The organism is Pseudoalteromonas sp. SG45-3 (assembly GCF_014164075.1).
GTDB lineage: Bacteria > Pseudomonadota > Gammaproteobacteria > Enterobacterales > Alteromonadaceae > Pseudoalteromonas > Pseudoalteromonas distincta.
This window is the reverse complement of the sequence record NZ_JACJEN010000024.1, coordinates 1-15,277: the sequence shown is the minus strand read 5'-3', so window position 1 is coordinate 15,277 and position 15,277 is coordinate 1. Positions and strand designations below refer to the sequence as shown.

Genomic DNA, 15,277 nt, shown 5'->3' with positions numbered 1-15,277 from the left:
ATTATTTATATAGAACAACTATGTATCATAATTTTAGCCTTGTTATTAAGCTATTTTCTTATCGCTATAATAGATCATTAATTTAATGCAATTGGTATAAGTGATAGACTCATAGCAAGTTAAATTTAACAGATGGATTAACAATGGATAAATTAGCCGTTTTATACGCCGAACATATTGCAACACTGCAACAGCGTACTCGTACAATTTGTAATAGCGAAGGGTTAGAAGGATTAGTAATTCATTCAGGCCAAGCTAAGCGCCAGTTTTTAGATGATATGTATTATCCATTTAAAGTTAATCCACAGTTTAAAGCATGGTTACCGGTTATTGATAATCCTCATTGCTGGATTGTGGTAAATGGCTGCGACAAGCCAAAACTCATATTTTATCGCCCGGTAGATTTTTGGCATAAAGTACCAGACGAGCCTCGCGACTTTTGGGCAGAGTACTTTGATATAGAGCTACTACTTCAGCCTGATCAAGTAGAAAAGTTATTACCATACGATAAAGCTAAATATGCTTACATGGGTGAATACATTGAAGTAGCGCAAGCACTTGGTTTTAGTATTATGAACCCTGAGCCTGTACTTAACTATTTTCATTACCACCGCGCTTATAAAACCCAGTACGAACTTGAATGTTTACGCAACGCTAACCGCATTGCAGTAGATGGGCATAAAGCTGCACGCGATACATTCTTTAATGGTGGTAGCGAGTTCGACATTCAGCAAGCGTACTTAATGGCGACACGTCAAAGCGAAAATGAAATGCCGTACGGCAACATTGTTGCGCTTAACGAAAACTGCGCTATTTTGCACTACACGCACTTTGATCCAAAAGTGCCACACACCCACAACTCATTTTTAATTGATGCCGGTGCAAACTTTAATGGTTACGCTGCTGATATTACTCGTACGTATGATTTTAAAAAGCAGGGTGAGTTTGCTGAGCTTGTGCAAGCGATGACTGTTCAACAAATCGAGTTAGGTAAAGGTTTAAAGCCGGGTATGCTTTATGGTGATTTACACGTTGAATGTCATAATCGTATCGCACAAATACTTAGTGACTTTAAAATTGTTAACCTACCCGCGGAGGAAATTGTTGAGCGTAAAATTACATCTACTTTCTTCCCGCATGGACTAGGACATCACCTAGGTTTACAAGTGCATGATATGGGCGGTTTTATGAGTGACGAAAAGGGCACACATCAACCATCGCCTGAAGGGCATCCGTTCTTGCGTTGTACTCGCCTGATCGAAAAAAACCAAGTGTTTACTATTGAGCCAGGTTTATACTTTATTGATTCACTGCTTGGTGATTTAGCGCAAACCGATAATAAGCAGTTTATTAACTGGGAAAAGGTAGAGTCATTTAAACCATTTGGCGGCATTCGTATTGAAGATAACATTATTGTTCACGAAGATAGCCTAGAGAATATGACGCGTAATTTAGAACTCGATTAATTTCTATAAAGACGAGTTAGCGAATAAACGTTAAAATATGCATATGAACGGGGCCTTTAGGCCCCATTTTTAATTGAGCTCTTAATATGTCTGAATATAAATATCCTGCTGCTGACGTTTTTCATCAAGAAGAAATAAAAAAAAGTACGTTTATAGTCCACATTGCACACACCCCCGATTTAAATTCAGCAAAAACATTTATTAAAAGCATTGAAGAAAAGTATAGCGATGCACGTCATAACTGCTGGGCACATGTGGCAGGCAATCCTGGTGGCAGCCATGTTTATGGTTTTTCGGATGATGGTGAACCTAATGGCACTGCGGGGAAACCTATGTTAAATGTGCTGGTGGGTTCGGGCCTTGGCGAAATCACTGCCGTGGTGACACGTTATTTTGGCGGCATAAAATTAGGCACCGGCGGGCTAGTACGTGCTTATGGTGGCTCATTAAATAATGCACTAGTAAAATTGCAAACGGTGCTTAAAGTTCCCAGCGTTGAAATTACTGGGAGTAGTGAGTACAGCATGCAAGGCGCGATTGAGCAGTTATTAAAAACAAAGTATCAAGTGCTTAATATTGATAAGCAATTTACTGCTAATATTGAGTGGGTGATTACAATCGATAGCCGTAAAGCTCAGCAAGCAATCAAAGATATTTTTGATTTAAGTCACGGCGCAGTTGAGTTAACTATTAAAGAGTAATAACCTACACAAATTGCATATAATGCATACTGACCCTATTTAATTTGGTTGATACTACTCAGCCTGAATTTACTAATAATAAAAGCGACAAGCTAAATGCAATTTCGTACCATCATAAAAATTCTTGGCCAACTTGTTGCGCTGTTTAGTATTACCATGGTGCCTCCGGCACTGGTGTCTTTAATATACAAAGACGGTGGTGGTGTTCCTTTTGTTTTAGCATTTATCTTTAGTGTTGTTATTGGCATGATGGCTTATTACCCAAACCGCCATGAAAACGGTGATTTAAAAGCACGTGAAGGCTTTTTAATTGTTGTTTTGTTTTGGCTGGTACTTGGGGCGTTTGCGTCCTTGCCGCTTATCTTTTTACAAGAACCTAACTTATCGCTCGCCGATGCGGTATTTGAAGCATTTTCTGGCTTAACAACCACCGGCGCTACGGTGCTTACCGGTATTGAGTATTTACCCAAGTCGGTATTGTTTTATCGCCAGCAACTCCAGTGGTTTGGCGGTATGGGTATAATCGTACTCGCTGTTGCTATACTCCCAATGCTAGGTGTTGGTGGTATGCAGTTGTACCGCGCTGAAATACCAGGGCCTGTAAAAGATTCTAAAATGACCCCGCGAATTGCCGATACTGCAAAGCACCTTTGGTATATTTATGTGTCGTTGACTATTACTTGTATGCTGGCTTATTGGGCTGCGGGAATGGAGTGGTTTGATGCTATATGCCATGCATTCTCAACGGTGGCGATAGGTGGTTTTTCTACTTACGACGCCTCCATGGGGCACTTTGACAGCCCTGTAATTAACTTTATTTGTGTGTTCTTTTTAATTATTGCCGCTGTTAACTTCTCCCTGCATTACGCCGCAGTGGCGAGCCGAAATATACAAGTTTATATTAGAGACCCAGAGTTTAAGGTGTTTTTGTGTATTCAATTAGCGCTGGTGGTTATTTGTTTTACCGTACTTTCCTCTAACGAAATATTTGCTAATGGCGACGAAACCCTAGATCAGGCGTTATTTCAAGCTGTTTCAATGAGTACAACAGCAGGCTTTGCTACTGATAACTTTTCAACATGGCCATTGTTTTTACCTATTTTACTTATATTTTCGAGCTTTATTGGTGGCTGTGCAGGCTCTACCGGTGGTGGCATGAAAGTAGTCCGCGTATTTTTACTTTATTTGCAGGGCGTGCGTGAGCTCAATCGTTTAGTGCATCCTCGTGCTATATATTCAATCAAGCTGGGTCGTAAGGCGTTGCCAGATAAAGTAGTAGAAGCCGTGTGGGGATTTTTCTCTGCATATGCGCTTGTATTTATTATTATTATGTTAGCGCTTATGGGCACGGGTATGGATAACATAACTGCGTTCTCAGCCACTGCGGCTTGTTTAAATAACTTAGGGCCTGGTTTAGGGGATGTAGCGTCGCATTATGGTGCTATAACAGATGGAGCTAAATGGTTGCTTACCATTGCAATGGTGTTTGGTCGCCTAGAAATATTTACTTTATTAGTGTTATTTACGCCTACTTTTTGGCGTGGATAAACGAGCGGCTTAAGTTTTAAATTACAAAATATTGGAAAAAGGGATATGCCAACAAATTTAGAAAAGCTAAAGCATATAAGTGTAGGCAGCTTAGTCGACCTAGAAATATTAACACCTACAAGCAGTAAGCGTGTTAAAACTGAATTAGTTGGTTTACTCGATAAACAGTTTATTATTTTAAATTATCCCAATGCTAAGCGTTTACCTGCAGCGAGTGACTATTTACGTGATGGCGTAATGGTTGTTGTAAGAGCGCTTATTGAAGGTAGTGGTGGGCAAGTTATTGCGTTTCGCCAACAAATTATGTCAGTAGCCTCTCATCCCGCTAAACTCGTCTTTATTAATTTTCCTAAGCAAGTGCAGTTATTTGCGCTACGCTCGCAAACACGCATACCTACCTTATTACCTGCAAAGCTAAAACTAAGTGACGATAGGGTACTTGAAGGCCTTATTAAGGACATTTCACTCACTGGTGTAATGTTTGATATTAGAGGCGATCAGCAAGCTGAAGGTATTAAAGATATGCAATGCACTGTCGTACTCAATAGTAGTGATAACGATTTTGAAGGTGAAATTTGCAGTGTTAAAGAGCATGCCGCAGGTGTGCACTGCGGAATTAAGCTACTAGCAAGCGAGGATGAAATGAAAACCTTTATGAAAGAGCATTTTATAGACCCATCTGCGCTTGAGCCCACCGTTGAATAAATCGTTTTTCGCTTATTTGCAACAAAATGGCGTTTTAAGCGGATATTTATAAAGTATTTTTTGTTTTTATATAATTAAAAATATTATTCAAATAAAACAGTGTTTTACGTATTGTTTGTTATGGCTTGTTTTTTGTTGTTATAGCTACTTCGTTAAAATTAACCTGAATTGTTTTTTAAAATCCCTCCTTTTATAGCTCTACATTTTAAAATGTATCTTTTTATATAAACATAACTATTTGTTTTTAATAACTTTAGTTCTTTACCTCTAAAGCGTGTTGCGAAAAGGCAACAGTAATGACTCTGAAAATTCCTAATTATTGTACGTTTTATTTTTAACTTATTGAAAGTTAATGTCTTTTCAATGTTGGCATTTAAGTTGTAATAGTCAGGGTGTACTGAACGAAATCGTGGTTCAAAGTGAAATACTTAATCGCACACACATAAATTTGAAGGATACATATTATGAAAAGCATTAATAAAACTTTAGCACTTATCGCTATTGCATCTTCTTCAGCCGCTTTTGCAGCAACAGATTTTGACACACTTGATGTAGACGGCAGTGGCACAATTAGCCAAGCAGAAGCATCAGTAGACGCAAAATTAATGAGCATGTTTTCTGAGCTTGATACTGACCAAAATGGTGAGTTATCAAAAGAAGAATTTTCAGAAGCTTAATTAAAAAGTATTTATCCTGAGTTGCCAAAGACAACCTAAGTAGGCAAGGGAGCTTACGAAAGAGGATAACAAGGAAGTGAAAAATTACGTTTTAAGTTAAACGAAGCAATTTTTTTGATAGAACATTGAAGGATTAAGTTATGAAACATTTAAATAAAGCATTAGCACTTATAGTACTAGCATCTTCTTCAGCTGCATTTGCAGCATCAGATTTTGACAGCCTTGATATCGATGGTAGCGGCACAATTAGCCCAAGCGAAGCGGCTGTCGATACCGATTTAATGGCTGAATTTATTGAGCTAGATACCGACGGTAGCGGCGAGCTTTCTAAAGAAGAATTCGCTAATTACTAATCTTTTTTCAGATTAAACATTTTTCACAGTCAGGGATCTTTGAAAAGGACTTCCCATATTACTAGGAATATTATTATGAAAACATTCAATACAACACTTGCAGTTATCGTTTTAGCATCTTCATCAGCAGCATATGCTGCAGTAGATTTTGCCTCTTTTGATGCAGATGGCGACGGTGCGATTACAATGGAAGAAGCGAAGGTTAACCCTCAACTTGTGAAGATTTTTGATGATTTAGATACTGATGGAAATGGTGAAATCTCTAAAGAAGAGTTTTCAAAGGTACAGTAATCAATATTCGAAGATACTCCACTAAAGCCGCCTTAGTCAGCGGCTTTTTTGTATTTTAAATTAACTAATTAGCGTAACTAGTTAAAGGAATATAGCACTTACTTGGAATAGTTTTTCTACAACGGTAATATGTTTTTTGTCGATTAAAAACATAATGACATGATCGCCCGACATAATAATTGTATCATCGTGGGCTATCAGTACATCGTCATTACGTACTATTGCGCCAATAGTTGTACCCGCAGGAAGTTTTATGTCGGCAATCGCACGACCAACCACTTTAGATGTGCTTTCATCACCATGAGCTACCGCTTCTATGGCTTCTGCTGCGCCTTTACGCAGTGAATACACATTAACAATATCACCACGGCGTACGTGCGTTAATAACGCTGATATTGTTGCTTGTTGTGGCGATATGGCAATGTCTATTTCGCCGCCTTGTACCAAATCAACGTAAGCACCACGCTGGATAAGCACCATGGTTTTCTGTGCGCCCATACGTTTTGCAAGCATGGCTGACATAATGTTTGCTTCATCGTCGTTGGTTACGGCAATAAACACATCTACTTGTTCAATATGCTCTTCTGAGAGCAGTTCTTGATCAGATGCGTCACCACAAAAAACGACCGTGTTATCGAGCATTTCTGAGAGTTGCTCAGCACGTTCTTTACTGCGTTCAATTAGTTTAACGGTGTGGTTTTTTTCAAGTGAGCGGGCAAGGCCTGCCCCAATGTTACCGCCACCAGCTATCATAATTTTTTTGTACGAACGCTCAAGTTTTTGTAGCTCGTTCATTACTGCGCGTATATGTTTTGTAGCGGCAATAAAGAATACTTCGTCATCGGCTTCAATAACGGTGGTACCCAATGGTTTTATTGCTTTACCTTGACGATAAATAGCGGCAACACGAGTTTCTACATTAGGAATATGTTCTTTAAGTGCAGATAACGCATAACCTACAAGTAAACCGCCATAGTAAGCTTTTACGGCTACTAACGAGAGCATGCCATCAGCAAACTGCAATACTTGCAGAGCACCAGGGTAGTCAATTAAACGGCGAATATACTTAGTGACCAGTGCTTCGGGAGCAATGTAATGATCGATTGGTAAATCATCGTTTTGAAATAGTTTTTCGCGGTATTTTAAATATTGCTCTGAGCGAATGCGGGCAATTTTAGTGGGCGTTTTAAAAATACTGTACGCCACTTGGCATGCAACCATGTTCACTTCATCTGAACTGGTTACCGCTATAATCATATCGGCATCTTCAGCACCTGCACGGCGTAATACATCAGGATGCGCACTGTGGCCCATAACCCCTTGTAAGTCGTACTTATCTTGAAGTTCACGTAATCGGTTACCGTCTATATCAACAACGGTAATTTCGTTTTGTTCGCCAACTAAGTTTTCAGCAAGCGTAGCACCAACTTGCCCGGCACCGAGTATAATTATTTTCATTATTTACCCGTGGTATTGATCATAATTTAATTAAAAAAATAGCCATTTAATGTTTCATAAATGGCTAACTATTTAGTGTACGGCTATTAGGCTTTTTTAACTAGCTTAGCGTAATAAAATCCATCACTTTCACCGGGCAGTAACTGCAAACCTGGCGTTGTTACGGTATCGTTTTCGTGTAGAGGTATATGTTCTACATCATCGTTATTAGCTAAAAACTTAGCAACTTGCTGTTGGTTTTCTTGTGGAAGAACCGAACACGTAGCATATACCAATGTGCCACCTGGTTTTAACAGTGGCCAAATGCTATCAAGAATATCGCTTTGTAACTTGGCTAAGTCTTCGATATCTGATGCGCGACGTAACCATTTTATGTCAGGGTGACGGCGAATTACGCCAGTGGCCGAACAAGGCACATCAAGTAAAATACGATCAAATAATTTTTCATCCCACCAGGTATGTGGTTGCGATGCATCGCCACATTGTAGGTCTGCACCTAAGCCAATACGAGTTAAGTTTTGCTTAACACGTTCAAGGCGAGTTGAGTCGCTATCAAGTGCAAGTACATCAGCATCAGCAAGCTCTAAAATATGACATGTTTTACCGCCAGGGGCTGCGCAGGCATCCAAAATATAGTCGTCTGCTTTAGGTTCTAAAAAGCGAGCTGCAAGTTGTGCGGCAGCATCTTGTACTGAACATGCACCTGTATCAAACTCAGGTAACGAAAATACATCACGTGGTTTGGCAAGCTTAATCCCATCAATAAAATCAGGGTTTAAGGTGTGTTCAATATCGTTAGCGCTAAGCATGTCGCTGTATTCTTGCGTGCTAAATTGTGCTTGGTTTACACGAAGCCACATCGGCGCTTGTTGCTGGTTTTCTTCAAGTAGTGCTTCCCAGCTATCTGGGTAGGCTGTTTGCACCTGTTTAATAAACCAATTTGGATGGTTGTATAAACATACCGGAATAAGCTTCGCTTTTTCTTCAAGCTCAGCTTGTTGACGCTGAAAGCTACGTAAAATGGCGTTTATCAGTCCTTTTAATCCTAAAGCGCGTAATTGAGCCAGTGCGTTAACCGTTTCTGAAATGGCAGCATGAGGTGGTACGCGCATATGCTGCAGTTGATAAATACCTACGTATAATAAAAACTGAAATATTCTACGTTTACCTTTTAATGGCTGCTCTACTAAGTGTTGGCAGTAATTTTCAAGGCTCGGTAAGTAGCGTAAAACGCCATAACAAATTTGCTGTAGCAACGCTTTATCTTTAGGCGGCAAGCCTTGGCTTGCAAATGGAAGTTCTTGATTAAGCGATGCGCCTTTATCAACTACGTTATATAAAGTTTCAGCGGCAAGCGCTCGTACGTTTGGAACATTACTCATTGTTTTCGCCTAATATTGTGCCAGGAGTAACCCAGTCACTACGACCATTTAAAAAGTCGTTAATTGCCATTGGTTTTTTACCTTGCGGCTGTAATTGCGTAATACATAAAGCGTGTTCGCCACACGCCACTACTACGCCATTTTTGTCGCTTGATAAAATTTGCCCAGGATCACCTGATTGCAGCATAACCTGCGCTTGATGAATCTTTACTGTTTGCCCACCCATTTGGGTAAAGCACATTGGCCACGGGTTAAAAGAGCGAATGTTTCGCTCGATTTGAAGCGCACTCATGGACCAGTCGATATCAGCTTCCTCTTTAGAAAGCTTTTTAGCGTAGTTAGCAAGTTCATCGTCTTGAGGTTCAGGGGTGATCTCACCATTAGCTAATTTATTAATGGTTTCAATTAACGCATCTGGACCTAGCTCAGCAAGCTTTGTATATAAGCTTGCGCTAGTTTCTGTTGTGCTAATAGGGCAGCGGCTTATATGTAGCATATCGCCGGTATCTAGCCCTTCATCCATTTGCATTATTGTTACGCCGGTTTGTTCATCACCTGCCCAAATTGCGCGTTGAATAGGTGCAGCACCGCGCCAGCGCGGTAATATAGAGCCATGCACGTTTAAACAACCTAAACGTGGCGCTTCTAAAATAGCTTTAGGTAAAATTAAGCCATATGCTACAACAATCATAATGTCGGCATTTAAGCTTGTTAGCTCAGCTAGTGCTTCATCATTTTTTAATGACTGTGGCTGAAAAACCGGTAAGTTGTGCTCAAGCGCTAGCTCTTTCACTTCACTGGCTTTTAATTTTTTACCACGACCTGCAGGGCGATCTGGCTGGCTATATACACCCACTATTTGGTGTTCGCTTTGTATCAGCGCTTGTAAATGACGTGCGGCAAAGTCCGGCGTACCGGCAAATATAATGCGTAATGGTTGAGTCACTGAGTTTTCCTAAGGTGCTTATTACTGTTCTGCAAACTTGGCTTCTTTTTCAAGCTTTTTACGAATACGTTGGCGCTTTAATGGAGATAAGTAATCAATGAATAGCTTACCTTGAAGGTGATCTAGTTCATGTTGAATACAAATAGCCAATAATTCATCTGCATCTAGTACAAATTCTTCACCGTTTTCGTTAAGTGCTGCGACTGTTACTGTTTCTGCGCGATCTACTTTTGCATACGAGTTAGGTACTGATAAACAGCCTTCTTCGCTAACGGTAGAGCCGTCTTTTTTAATGATTTGTGGATTAATTAATACCAGAGGCTCATTGCGCTCTTCTGATACATCAATAACAACGATTCGTTGATGAATATCTACTTGCGTGGCCGCAAGTCCAATGCCATTTTCATCGTACATTGTCTCTAGCATGTCTTTTACAATTTGGCGTACTGTGTCGTCAACTTGTACAACATCTTTTGCTACAGTACGTAAACGTTCATCTGGAAATCTTAAAACTTCTAACCTAGCCATAGTTACCTTTTTCACTTGTGCTTAATTTAGGGTATTGTATGCTCTTATTTTAGCCATTCGCGTTCACCTTTAACAGGTTTTGGGCAATAATAATGAAAAAACAATACAAGGAAGCTCGATGAAATCTCCACTACTTGCAATCATGCTTACGTTAAGCGCTGCGTTTCCCGCAGTTGCTGATGTACTTAAAATAAAAAAAGACGCACCAAAACAGTATGTTGTAAAAAAAGGCGATACACTTTGGGATATTTCTGGCATCTATTTAGATGAGCCTTGGCTATGGCCTGAACTTTGGCAAATGAATCCACAAATTGACAACCCACACCTAATTTACCCCGGTGATGCATTAGCGTTGATATACGATGCAGATGGAAACCCACGTTTAGTGATCAATAAAGGATATAGAAAGCTATCTCCTCAGGGTCGTATTACACCAAAAGGGCGTGATGCTATTACTACTTTGCCGCTTGAAATGATCAAACCTTATATCAGTTACGAGCAAGCAATGAACAGTGACGATATTAAAGGTAAACCTTATATTTTAGGTGCAAACGAAAATACTAAAACACAAACGCTAGGCCATATTTTATATGTTAAAGGCGACTTACAAGTACATAAAGCATATGCCATTTACCATAAAGGTGACCCCTACACTGACTTAACCGGTGAGGTGTTAGCAACGCGTGCATCTTATGTGGGTATAGCACGTGCTTTTAGAGCGGGCGATGAGAAAAATGGCGTGCCTTCATCATTACGTGTTGAGTCTGTTAAACGAGAAATTCAGCAAGGTGATTTTTTAATGCCGGCAATGGAAGGCCAAATGCTTCCTGCGTACTTTGATATACACCGTCCTTTAGAACCTGTAACAGGTAATATTATTGCTTCACCACGCGAAGTTAGAGAATTCAGCACAATGGATGTTGTGGTGCTAAACTTAGGCAGTGAACAAAATATAGAAGCGGGTCATGTATTAGATCTAGAGCGTCAATCACCAACGGTTATTGATGGTCCTCGTGGCCCTCGTTATCCAGAAGATTCTAGTAAATATGAGAAGCTTTTATCTGATGTGAGCCAATTATTTGGTGATGAGTCTGACGAACAAAACACAACGTGGACCATGCCTAAAGAAAAAGTTGGTGAGCTAATTGTCTTTAAAGTGTATGACAAAGTAAGTTATGCATTAATAACTAAAAACCAGCACCCAATTCGCATTGGAGATATTGCAGTTATTCATTAAGAAGTAGCGAGTCGGTGCTCTAGGAGAGAGCATGGATCAGTCATCTGGCAAGCTAGCCCACTGGCTTGCCTTTTATATGTGTAAAGGGTTGGGTATAAAAACCCTTTTAGCACTATCTACAAAATATTCCCTTGGGTCGTTATTCGACTTATCTCATGACAAGCTTTTACAGCTTGGGTTAACCGCTAATCAAGCGAGTAATTTACTCAACACCAATTGGCAACAAGTCAGTCATTATGAGCAATTAATAGCGCTGAACAACATTACTGTTGTCTGTATTTTTGATGCGCTTTACCCAGAAGATCTCCGGCAGATTGCCAGTGCGCCTTTATTACTATTTTGCAGGGGAGATGTCTCGTTATTATCAACTCCACAAATTGCAATTGTTGGCAGTCGTAATGCTACACCTACCGGGCTTGAAATAGCCTCAGAATTTGCATACGAGTTAACTTTGGCGGGTATTACAGTTACTTCAGGTATGGCGCGGGGAATAGATGGTGCAGCACATAAAGGTTCTCTTGCTGGTACAGGTAAAACCATAGCTGTGCTTGGTACTGGGGTTGATATTTACTACCCCAAACGCCATAAACTATTAACAGATCAAGTTTTAGAAAGCGGTTTGCTGGTGAGTGAGTTTTTACCAGGCACAGCTGCTCATGCGCACAACTTTCCGCGCCGTAATCGTATTATTTCTGGGTTATCGTTAGGAGTGCTTATTGTTGAAGCTGAAATTAAAAGTGGTTCGTTAATTACAGTACGCTATGCGCTTGAACAAAATAAAGAGGTATTTGCAGTACCGGGTTCTATTAAAAACCCGTTAGCGCAGGCAAGTCACTTTTTAATAAAGCAAGGTGCTAAGCTGGTAGAAAACGTGGCTGACATTCTTGATGAGGTGAGTTTCACTTACGACAATAATGTATTTAATAAAGAGCAGCCGATTCAAGCCAATTCTCAATGTGAGGTTCTAAATAGTATTGGCTTTGAAGTAACCAGTGTAGATGACATTGTGCGTCGTGCGCAGTGGCCAATAGATAAAGTACTCAGTAGGTTGCTCGATTTAGAATTAGACGATCAGATTGAGCGAGTCTTAGATGGTTACATCAAGTTAAGCGCAGGAAGGTAATATGTTTGATATTCTTTTGTATCTTTTTGAAAATTACATTCATAGCGAAGCGGATATATTTGCAGAGCAAAATGAGTTAACCGATGAGCTACTGCGTGCGGGCTTTAATAAGCCTGAGATATTTAAAGCTCTTGATTGGTTAGAGCAACTAGCCGATTTACAACACAGCGATGAGTCTCCTTATCTTATTGCTAACCCTAAAGATGCTGTGCGTATATTTACCGATAGTGAATGCCAAAGGCTCAGCGCTGAGTGTCGTGGCTTTTTAATGTTTATTGAACAAATAGGCGTAATTAACAATGTAACACGTGAAATGGTAATGGACTGTTTAGCCTCTCTCGATAAACCAACTATAAGCCTAGAAGACTTAAAGTGGATTGTACTTATGATCTTGTTTAACGTTCCTGGCTCTGAAGAGGCATATGAGCAAATGGAAGATTTGATTTTTGATGAACCCAGCGAACTTCTTCATTAGAGATAATTATCTTGATTGTACTCAAATTACTTAAAAGGATAAGCACGGCATTGCTTGTATCTTTAAGTGGTTTGGGTATATTAGGCGAAAATTCACCAACCTATTAGGATCACCATGAGTAAAATCGACCATTCGCTTTTCTCGGCGAACAAGCACGCCCTCGAAAAAGAATACGAGATATGCCCACAGTGTGGTTCAGAGTTAGTGATCCGCAATAGTAAATCAGGCCCTTTTTTAGGATGCGCAAGTTATCCCAAATGCGACTTTATTAGGCCGCTGGCACATCACGACAGTAACGAAATCAAAATATTAGAAGATTCTGCATGTCCTGAGTGTAGCAAACCGCTGGTGGTTAAAAATGGCCGCTATGGTATGTTTATTGGGTGTACGGGTTATCCAGAGTGTCATTATATTGCTAACGAAAATGAAGAAAAGCAAAGCGAAGATACTTTGCCTAGTTGCCCTAAATGCAAAAAAGGTCATTTAGTCGCGCGCAGTAATAAGTTTGGTAAAGTATTTTATTCTTGTGATTGCTACCCAAGTTGTAAATACACGCTTAATAATAAACCGGTTGAACATCCGTGTCCTGAATGTGACTGGCCTATCGTCATAGAAAGAAATATGGCAAACGGCATATTATTGCAATGCCCACAAAAAAGCTGCATGCATAAGCTCACCCCAACTGAATAACGTTTAATTATATCTGGAGACTACTTTGTCAGACCTTTCAAATACGCCCACTGCAATAACATGCTTAACGCAAGGCGAAGTTATTTTATACCCAACAGAAGCTGTATATGGTTTAGGTTGTGATCCAGATAATCAACAAGCCGTTGAGGCACTATTAGCTATTAAGCAGCGCCCGGTTGAAAAAGGGCTTATTTTAATCGCTGATAACTACGGACAATTATTAAAATACGTAGATGATGCAAAAATACCAATGGATAAACGCGCTGATATTTTTTCGAGTTGGCCTGCTGCAATTACATGGGTTATGCCTGCATCTAAAAATACGCCTAAATGGCTCACAGGGCAGTTTGATACCATCGCGGTAAGAGTAACAAACCATCCAACAGTAAAGCGTTTGTGCCAAGAGTTTGGCAAGCCATTAGTATCAACCAGTGCAAACTTAACCGGTCAAGAAACGGTAATTAGTATTGAGCAAGCCAAAGCGCAATTTGCAGAACAAGTTGGCTTTTACGTTGACGAGCCGTTAGGTGGTAATACTCAACCAAGCACAATAAAAGACGCCATGACTGGCAAAATATTTAGAGGTTAATATGCAAAGCGAATTATTAAATCAAGTAAAAGCATACTTTATGGCTTTGCAAGACACTATTTGCCAAGGTTTGGAGGCTGCAGATGGCAGTGCTAAATTTATAGAAGATAACTGGCAGCGAGCAGAAGGCGGTGGTGGTCGTACACGCGTAACCACTAATGGCACTGTAATAGAGCAAGGCGGAGTTAATTACTCTCATGTATTTGGCGCTTCAATGCCTGGTTCGGCAACAGCGCACAGACCAGAGCTTGCAGGGCGCAGCTTTCATGCGTGTGGTGTGTCGTTAGTTATTCACCCTAAAAACCCTCATGTACCAACAAGTCATGCCAATGTGCGCTTTTTTATAGCCGAAAAAGAAGGCGAAGAGCCAATATGGTGGTTTGGTGGCGGGTTTGATCTCACTCCTTTTTATCCAGTATTAGAAGACGTACAACATTGGCATCAAGTTGCTCACGACATTTGTGCGCCTTTTGGCAGCGACGTTTATCCAAAATACAAAACCTGGTGCGACGAGTACTTTTATTTAAAGCACAGAGATGAGACTCGCGGAGTAGGCGGTTTATTCTTTGACGATTTAAACGAACTTGGTTTTGAAAAGAGTTTTGCGTTTATGCAATCGGTGGGTAATGGATTTTTAGATGCCTATTTACCTATTATTGAACGTCGCAAAAATGACGAATACACAGAGCAACAACGTGATTTCCAGCTTTATCGTCGCGGGCGCTACGTTGAGTTTAATTTAGTATGGGATAGGGGCACTCTATTTGGATTACAAAGTGGCGGGCGCACTGAGTCTATATTAATGTCTATGCCACCACTTGCACGCTGGGAATATAACTATAAACCAGAGCCAAGTAGCCCAGAAGCTAACCTATATCAGTATTACTTACGCCCGCAAGAGTGGTTAACGAGTCAACCAAGTGAGCTGATAGCCAGAGAGTGGCAATTATAAAAATTAAACAATAATCAAAAAGGCGCTAATTAGCTGTCTCTTGATCACAAGTCTGACTCAAGAGATTTTGCTAAATCGTAGCCTTCCAGGATGGCTTGTAACTTAAGCCATCCTTGCCATAACACTTTCACAGATGCACGCCCTGTGCGCTTGGTA

The 15,277-nt window shown here is 40.3% G+C and carries 17 protein-coding genes; 13 read left to right on the top strand and 4 right to left on the bottom strand.

Features of this window, described 5'->3' with window-relative positions; translation table 11 throughout:
* The first annotated feature begins 143 nt into the window (after nt 1-143).
* The 7 genes from pepQ (at nt 144) to H5126_RS18905 (ending at nt 5,741) form a co-directional block, all read left to right on the top strand.
* Nucleotides 144-1,466, top strand: coding sequence for a Xaa-Pro dipeptidase (gene pepQ, locus H5126_RS18935; protein ID WP_182721038.1), 1,323 nt, complete (start codon nt 144-146; stop codon nt 1,464-1,466).
* A gap of 86 nt (nt 1,467-1,552) precedes the next feature.
* Nucleotides 1,553-2,167 (top strand): YigZ family protein, encoded by a 615-nt coding sequence (locus tag H5126_RS18930; protein WP_182721037.1) that lies wholly within the window; start codon nt 1,553-1,555, stop codon nt 2,165-2,167.
* Between the two features lie 96 nt (nt 2,168-2,263).
* Nucleotides 2,264-3,715 (top strand): TrkH family potassium uptake protein, encoded by a 1,452-nt coding sequence (locus H5126_RS18925; protein WP_004335179.1) that lies wholly within the window; start codon nt 2,264-2,266, stop codon nt 3,713-3,715.
* Between the two features lie 45 nt (nt 3,716-3,760).
* Nucleotides 3,761-4,420 (top strand): flagellar brake protein, encoded by a 660-nt coding sequence (locus tag H5126_RS18920; RefSeq protein WP_182721036.1) that lies wholly within the window; start codon nt 3,761-3,763, stop codon nt 4,418-4,420.
* 464 nt (nt 4,421-4,884) lie between these two features.
* The gene (locus tag H5126_RS18915) at nt 4,885-5,097 is read left to right on the top strand and encodes an EF-hand domain-containing protein (RefSeq protein WP_004335175.1); all 213 of its coding nucleotides are present in this window, start codon (nt 4,885-4,887) and stop codon (nt 5,095-5,097) included.
* Nucleotides 5,098-5,237: 140 nt separating this feature from the next.
* Nucleotides 5,238-5,450, top strand: a complete 213-nt coding sequence (locus tag H5126_RS18910) for a calmodulin (RefSeq protein WP_004335174.1) — start codon at nt 5,238-5,240, stop codon at nt 5,448-5,450.
* Between the two features lie 75 nt (nt 5,451-5,525).
* Entirely contained in the window at nt 5,526-5,741 is a 216-nt protein-coding gene (locus tag H5126_RS18905) for an EF-hand domain-containing protein (RefSeq protein WP_024597191.1), read from the top strand.
* Nucleotides 5,742-5,822: 81 nt separating this feature from the next.
* Here H5126_RS18905 and trkA read toward each other — a convergent pair whose 3' ends face one another.
* The 4 genes from trkA to def form a co-directional block, all read right to left on the bottom strand.
* A complete protein-coding gene (trkA, locus tag H5126_RS18900) occupies nt 5,823-7,199 on the bottom strand; it encodes a Trk system potassium transporter TrkA (RefSeq protein ID WP_154904167.1) in 1,377 nt (458 codons plus the stop codon).
* 86 nt (nt 7,200-7,285) lie between these two features.
* Nucleotides 7,286-8,581, bottom strand: coding sequence for a 16S rRNA (cytosine(967)-C(5))-methyltransferase RsmB (gene rsmB / locus H5126_RS18895; protein WP_004335167.1), 1,296 nt, complete (start codon nt 8,579-8,581; stop codon nt 7,286-7,288).
* Nucleotides 8,574-9,527 (bottom strand): methionyl-tRNA formyltransferase, encoded by a 954-nt coding sequence (gene fmt, locus H5126_RS18890; RefSeq protein ID WP_182696206.1) that lies wholly within the window; start codon nt 9,525-9,527, stop codon nt 8,574-8,576. The genes rsmB and fmt overlap by 8 nt, the downstream gene beginning before the upstream one ends.
* 21 nt (nt 9,528-9,548) lie before the next feature.
* Nucleotides 9,549-10,055 carry a peptide deformylase gene (def, locus tag H5126_RS18885; RefSeq protein WP_004335162.1) on the bottom strand — a complete coding sequence of 169 codons (507 nt, stop codon included), beginning with the start codon at nt 10,053-10,055 and terminating at the stop codon, nt 9,549-9,551.
* Nucleotides 10,056-10,173: 118 nt separating this feature from the next.
* On the opposite strand from def, the gene H5126_RS18880 reads away from it, so the two are divergent.
* The 6 genes from H5126_RS18880 (at nt 10,174) to hemF (ending at nt 15,121) form a co-directional block, all read left to right on the top strand.
* Nucleotides 10,174-11,292 (top strand): LysM peptidoglycan-binding domain-containing protein, encoded by a 1,119-nt coding sequence (locus H5126_RS18880; RefSeq protein WP_138489867.1) that lies wholly within the window; start codon nt 10,174-10,176, stop codon nt 11,290-11,292.
* A gap of 31 nt (nt 11,293-11,323) precedes the next feature.
* Nucleotides 11,324-12,415 carry a DNA-processing protein DprA gene (gene dprA / locus H5126_RS18875; RefSeq protein ID WP_182721035.1) on the top strand — a complete coding sequence of 364 codons (1,092 nt, stop codon included), beginning with the start codon at nt 11,324-11,326 and terminating at the stop codon, nt 12,413-12,415.
* 1 nt (nt 12,416) lies between these two features.
* Nucleotides 12,417-12,890, top strand: a complete 474-nt coding sequence (locus tag H5126_RS18870; RefSeq protein ID WP_004335158.1) for a DUF494 family protein — start codon at nt 12,417-12,419, stop codon at nt 12,888-12,890.
* 114 nt (nt 12,891-13,004) lie between these two features.
* Nucleotides 13,005-13,580, top strand: a complete 576-nt coding sequence (locus H5126_RS18865) for a type I DNA topoisomerase (protein ID WP_004335155.1) — start codon at nt 13,005-13,007, stop codon at nt 13,578-13,580.
* A 25-nt stretch (nt 13,581-13,605) separates the two neighbouring features.
* Complete coding sequence (locus H5126_RS18860) at nt 13,606-14,169, top strand: L-threonylcarbamoyladenylate synthase (RefSeq protein WP_004335153.1); 564 nt, start codon at nt 13,606-13,608, stop codon at nt 14,167-14,169.
* 1 nt (nt 14,170) lies between these two features.
* Nucleotides 14,171-15,121: an oxygen-dependent coproporphyrinogen oxidase gene (gene hemF, locus H5126_RS18855; RefSeq protein ID WP_024594982.1), complete on the top strand. Its 951-nt coding sequence runs from the start codon at nt 14,171-14,173 to the stop codon at nt 15,119-15,121.
* The last annotated feature ends 156 nt before the right edge of the window (nt 15,122-15,277 follow it).

Coding starts and splice junctions, on each gene's coding strand:
- pepQ (WP_182721038.1), top strand. CDS start 144: ATGGATAAATTAGCCGTTTTATACGCCGAACATATTGCAACACTGCAA.
- H5126_RS18930 (WP_182721037.1), top strand. CDS start 1,553: ATGTCTGAATATAAATATCCTGCTGCTGACGTTTTTCATCAAGAAGAA.
- H5126_RS18925 (WP_004335179.1), top strand. CDS start 2,264: ATGCAATTTCGTACCATCATAAAAATTCTTGGCCAACTTGTTGCGCTG.
- H5126_RS18920 (WP_182721036.1), top strand. CDS start 3,761: ATGCCAACAAATTTAGAAAAGCTAAAGCATATAAGTGTAGGCAGCTTA.
- H5126_RS18915 (WP_004335175.1), top strand. CDS start 4,885: ATGAAAAGCATTAATAAAACTTTAGCACTTATCGCTATTGCATCTTCT.
- H5126_RS18910 (WP_004335174.1), top strand. CDS start 5,238: ATGAAACATTTAAATAAAGCATTAGCACTTATAGTACTAGCATCTTCT.
- H5126_RS18905 (WP_024597191.1), top strand. CDS start 5,526: ATGAAAACATTCAATACAACACTTGCAGTTATCGTTTTAGCATCTTCA.
- trkA (WP_154904167.1), bottom strand. CDS start 7,199: ATGAAAATAATTATACTCGGTGCCGGGCAAGTTGGTGCTACGCTTGCT.
- rsmB (WP_004335167.1), bottom strand. CDS start 8,581: ATGAGTAATGTTCCAAACGTACGAGCGCTTGCCGCTGAAACTTTATAT.
- def (WP_004335162.1), bottom strand. CDS start 10,055: ATGGCTAGGTTAGAAGTTTTAAGATTTCCAGATGAACGTTTACGTACT.
- H5126_RS18880 (WP_138489867.1), top strand. CDS start 10,174: ATGAAATCTCCACTACTTGCAATCATGCTTACGTTAAGCGCTGCGTTT.
- dprA (WP_182721035.1), top strand. CDS start 11,324: ATGGATCAGTCATCTGGCAAGCTAGCCCACTGGCTTGCCTTTTATATG.
- H5126_RS18870 (WP_004335158.1), top strand. CDS start 12,417: ATGTTTGATATTCTTTTGTATCTTTTTGAAAATTACATTCATAGCGAA.
- H5126_RS18865 (WP_004335155.1), top strand. CDS start 13,005: ATGAGTAAAATCGACCATTCGCTTTTCTCGGCGAACAAGCACGCCCTC.
- hemF (WP_024594982.1), top strand. CDS start 14,171: ATGCAAAGCGAATTATTAAATCAAGTAAAAGCATACTTTATGGCTTTG.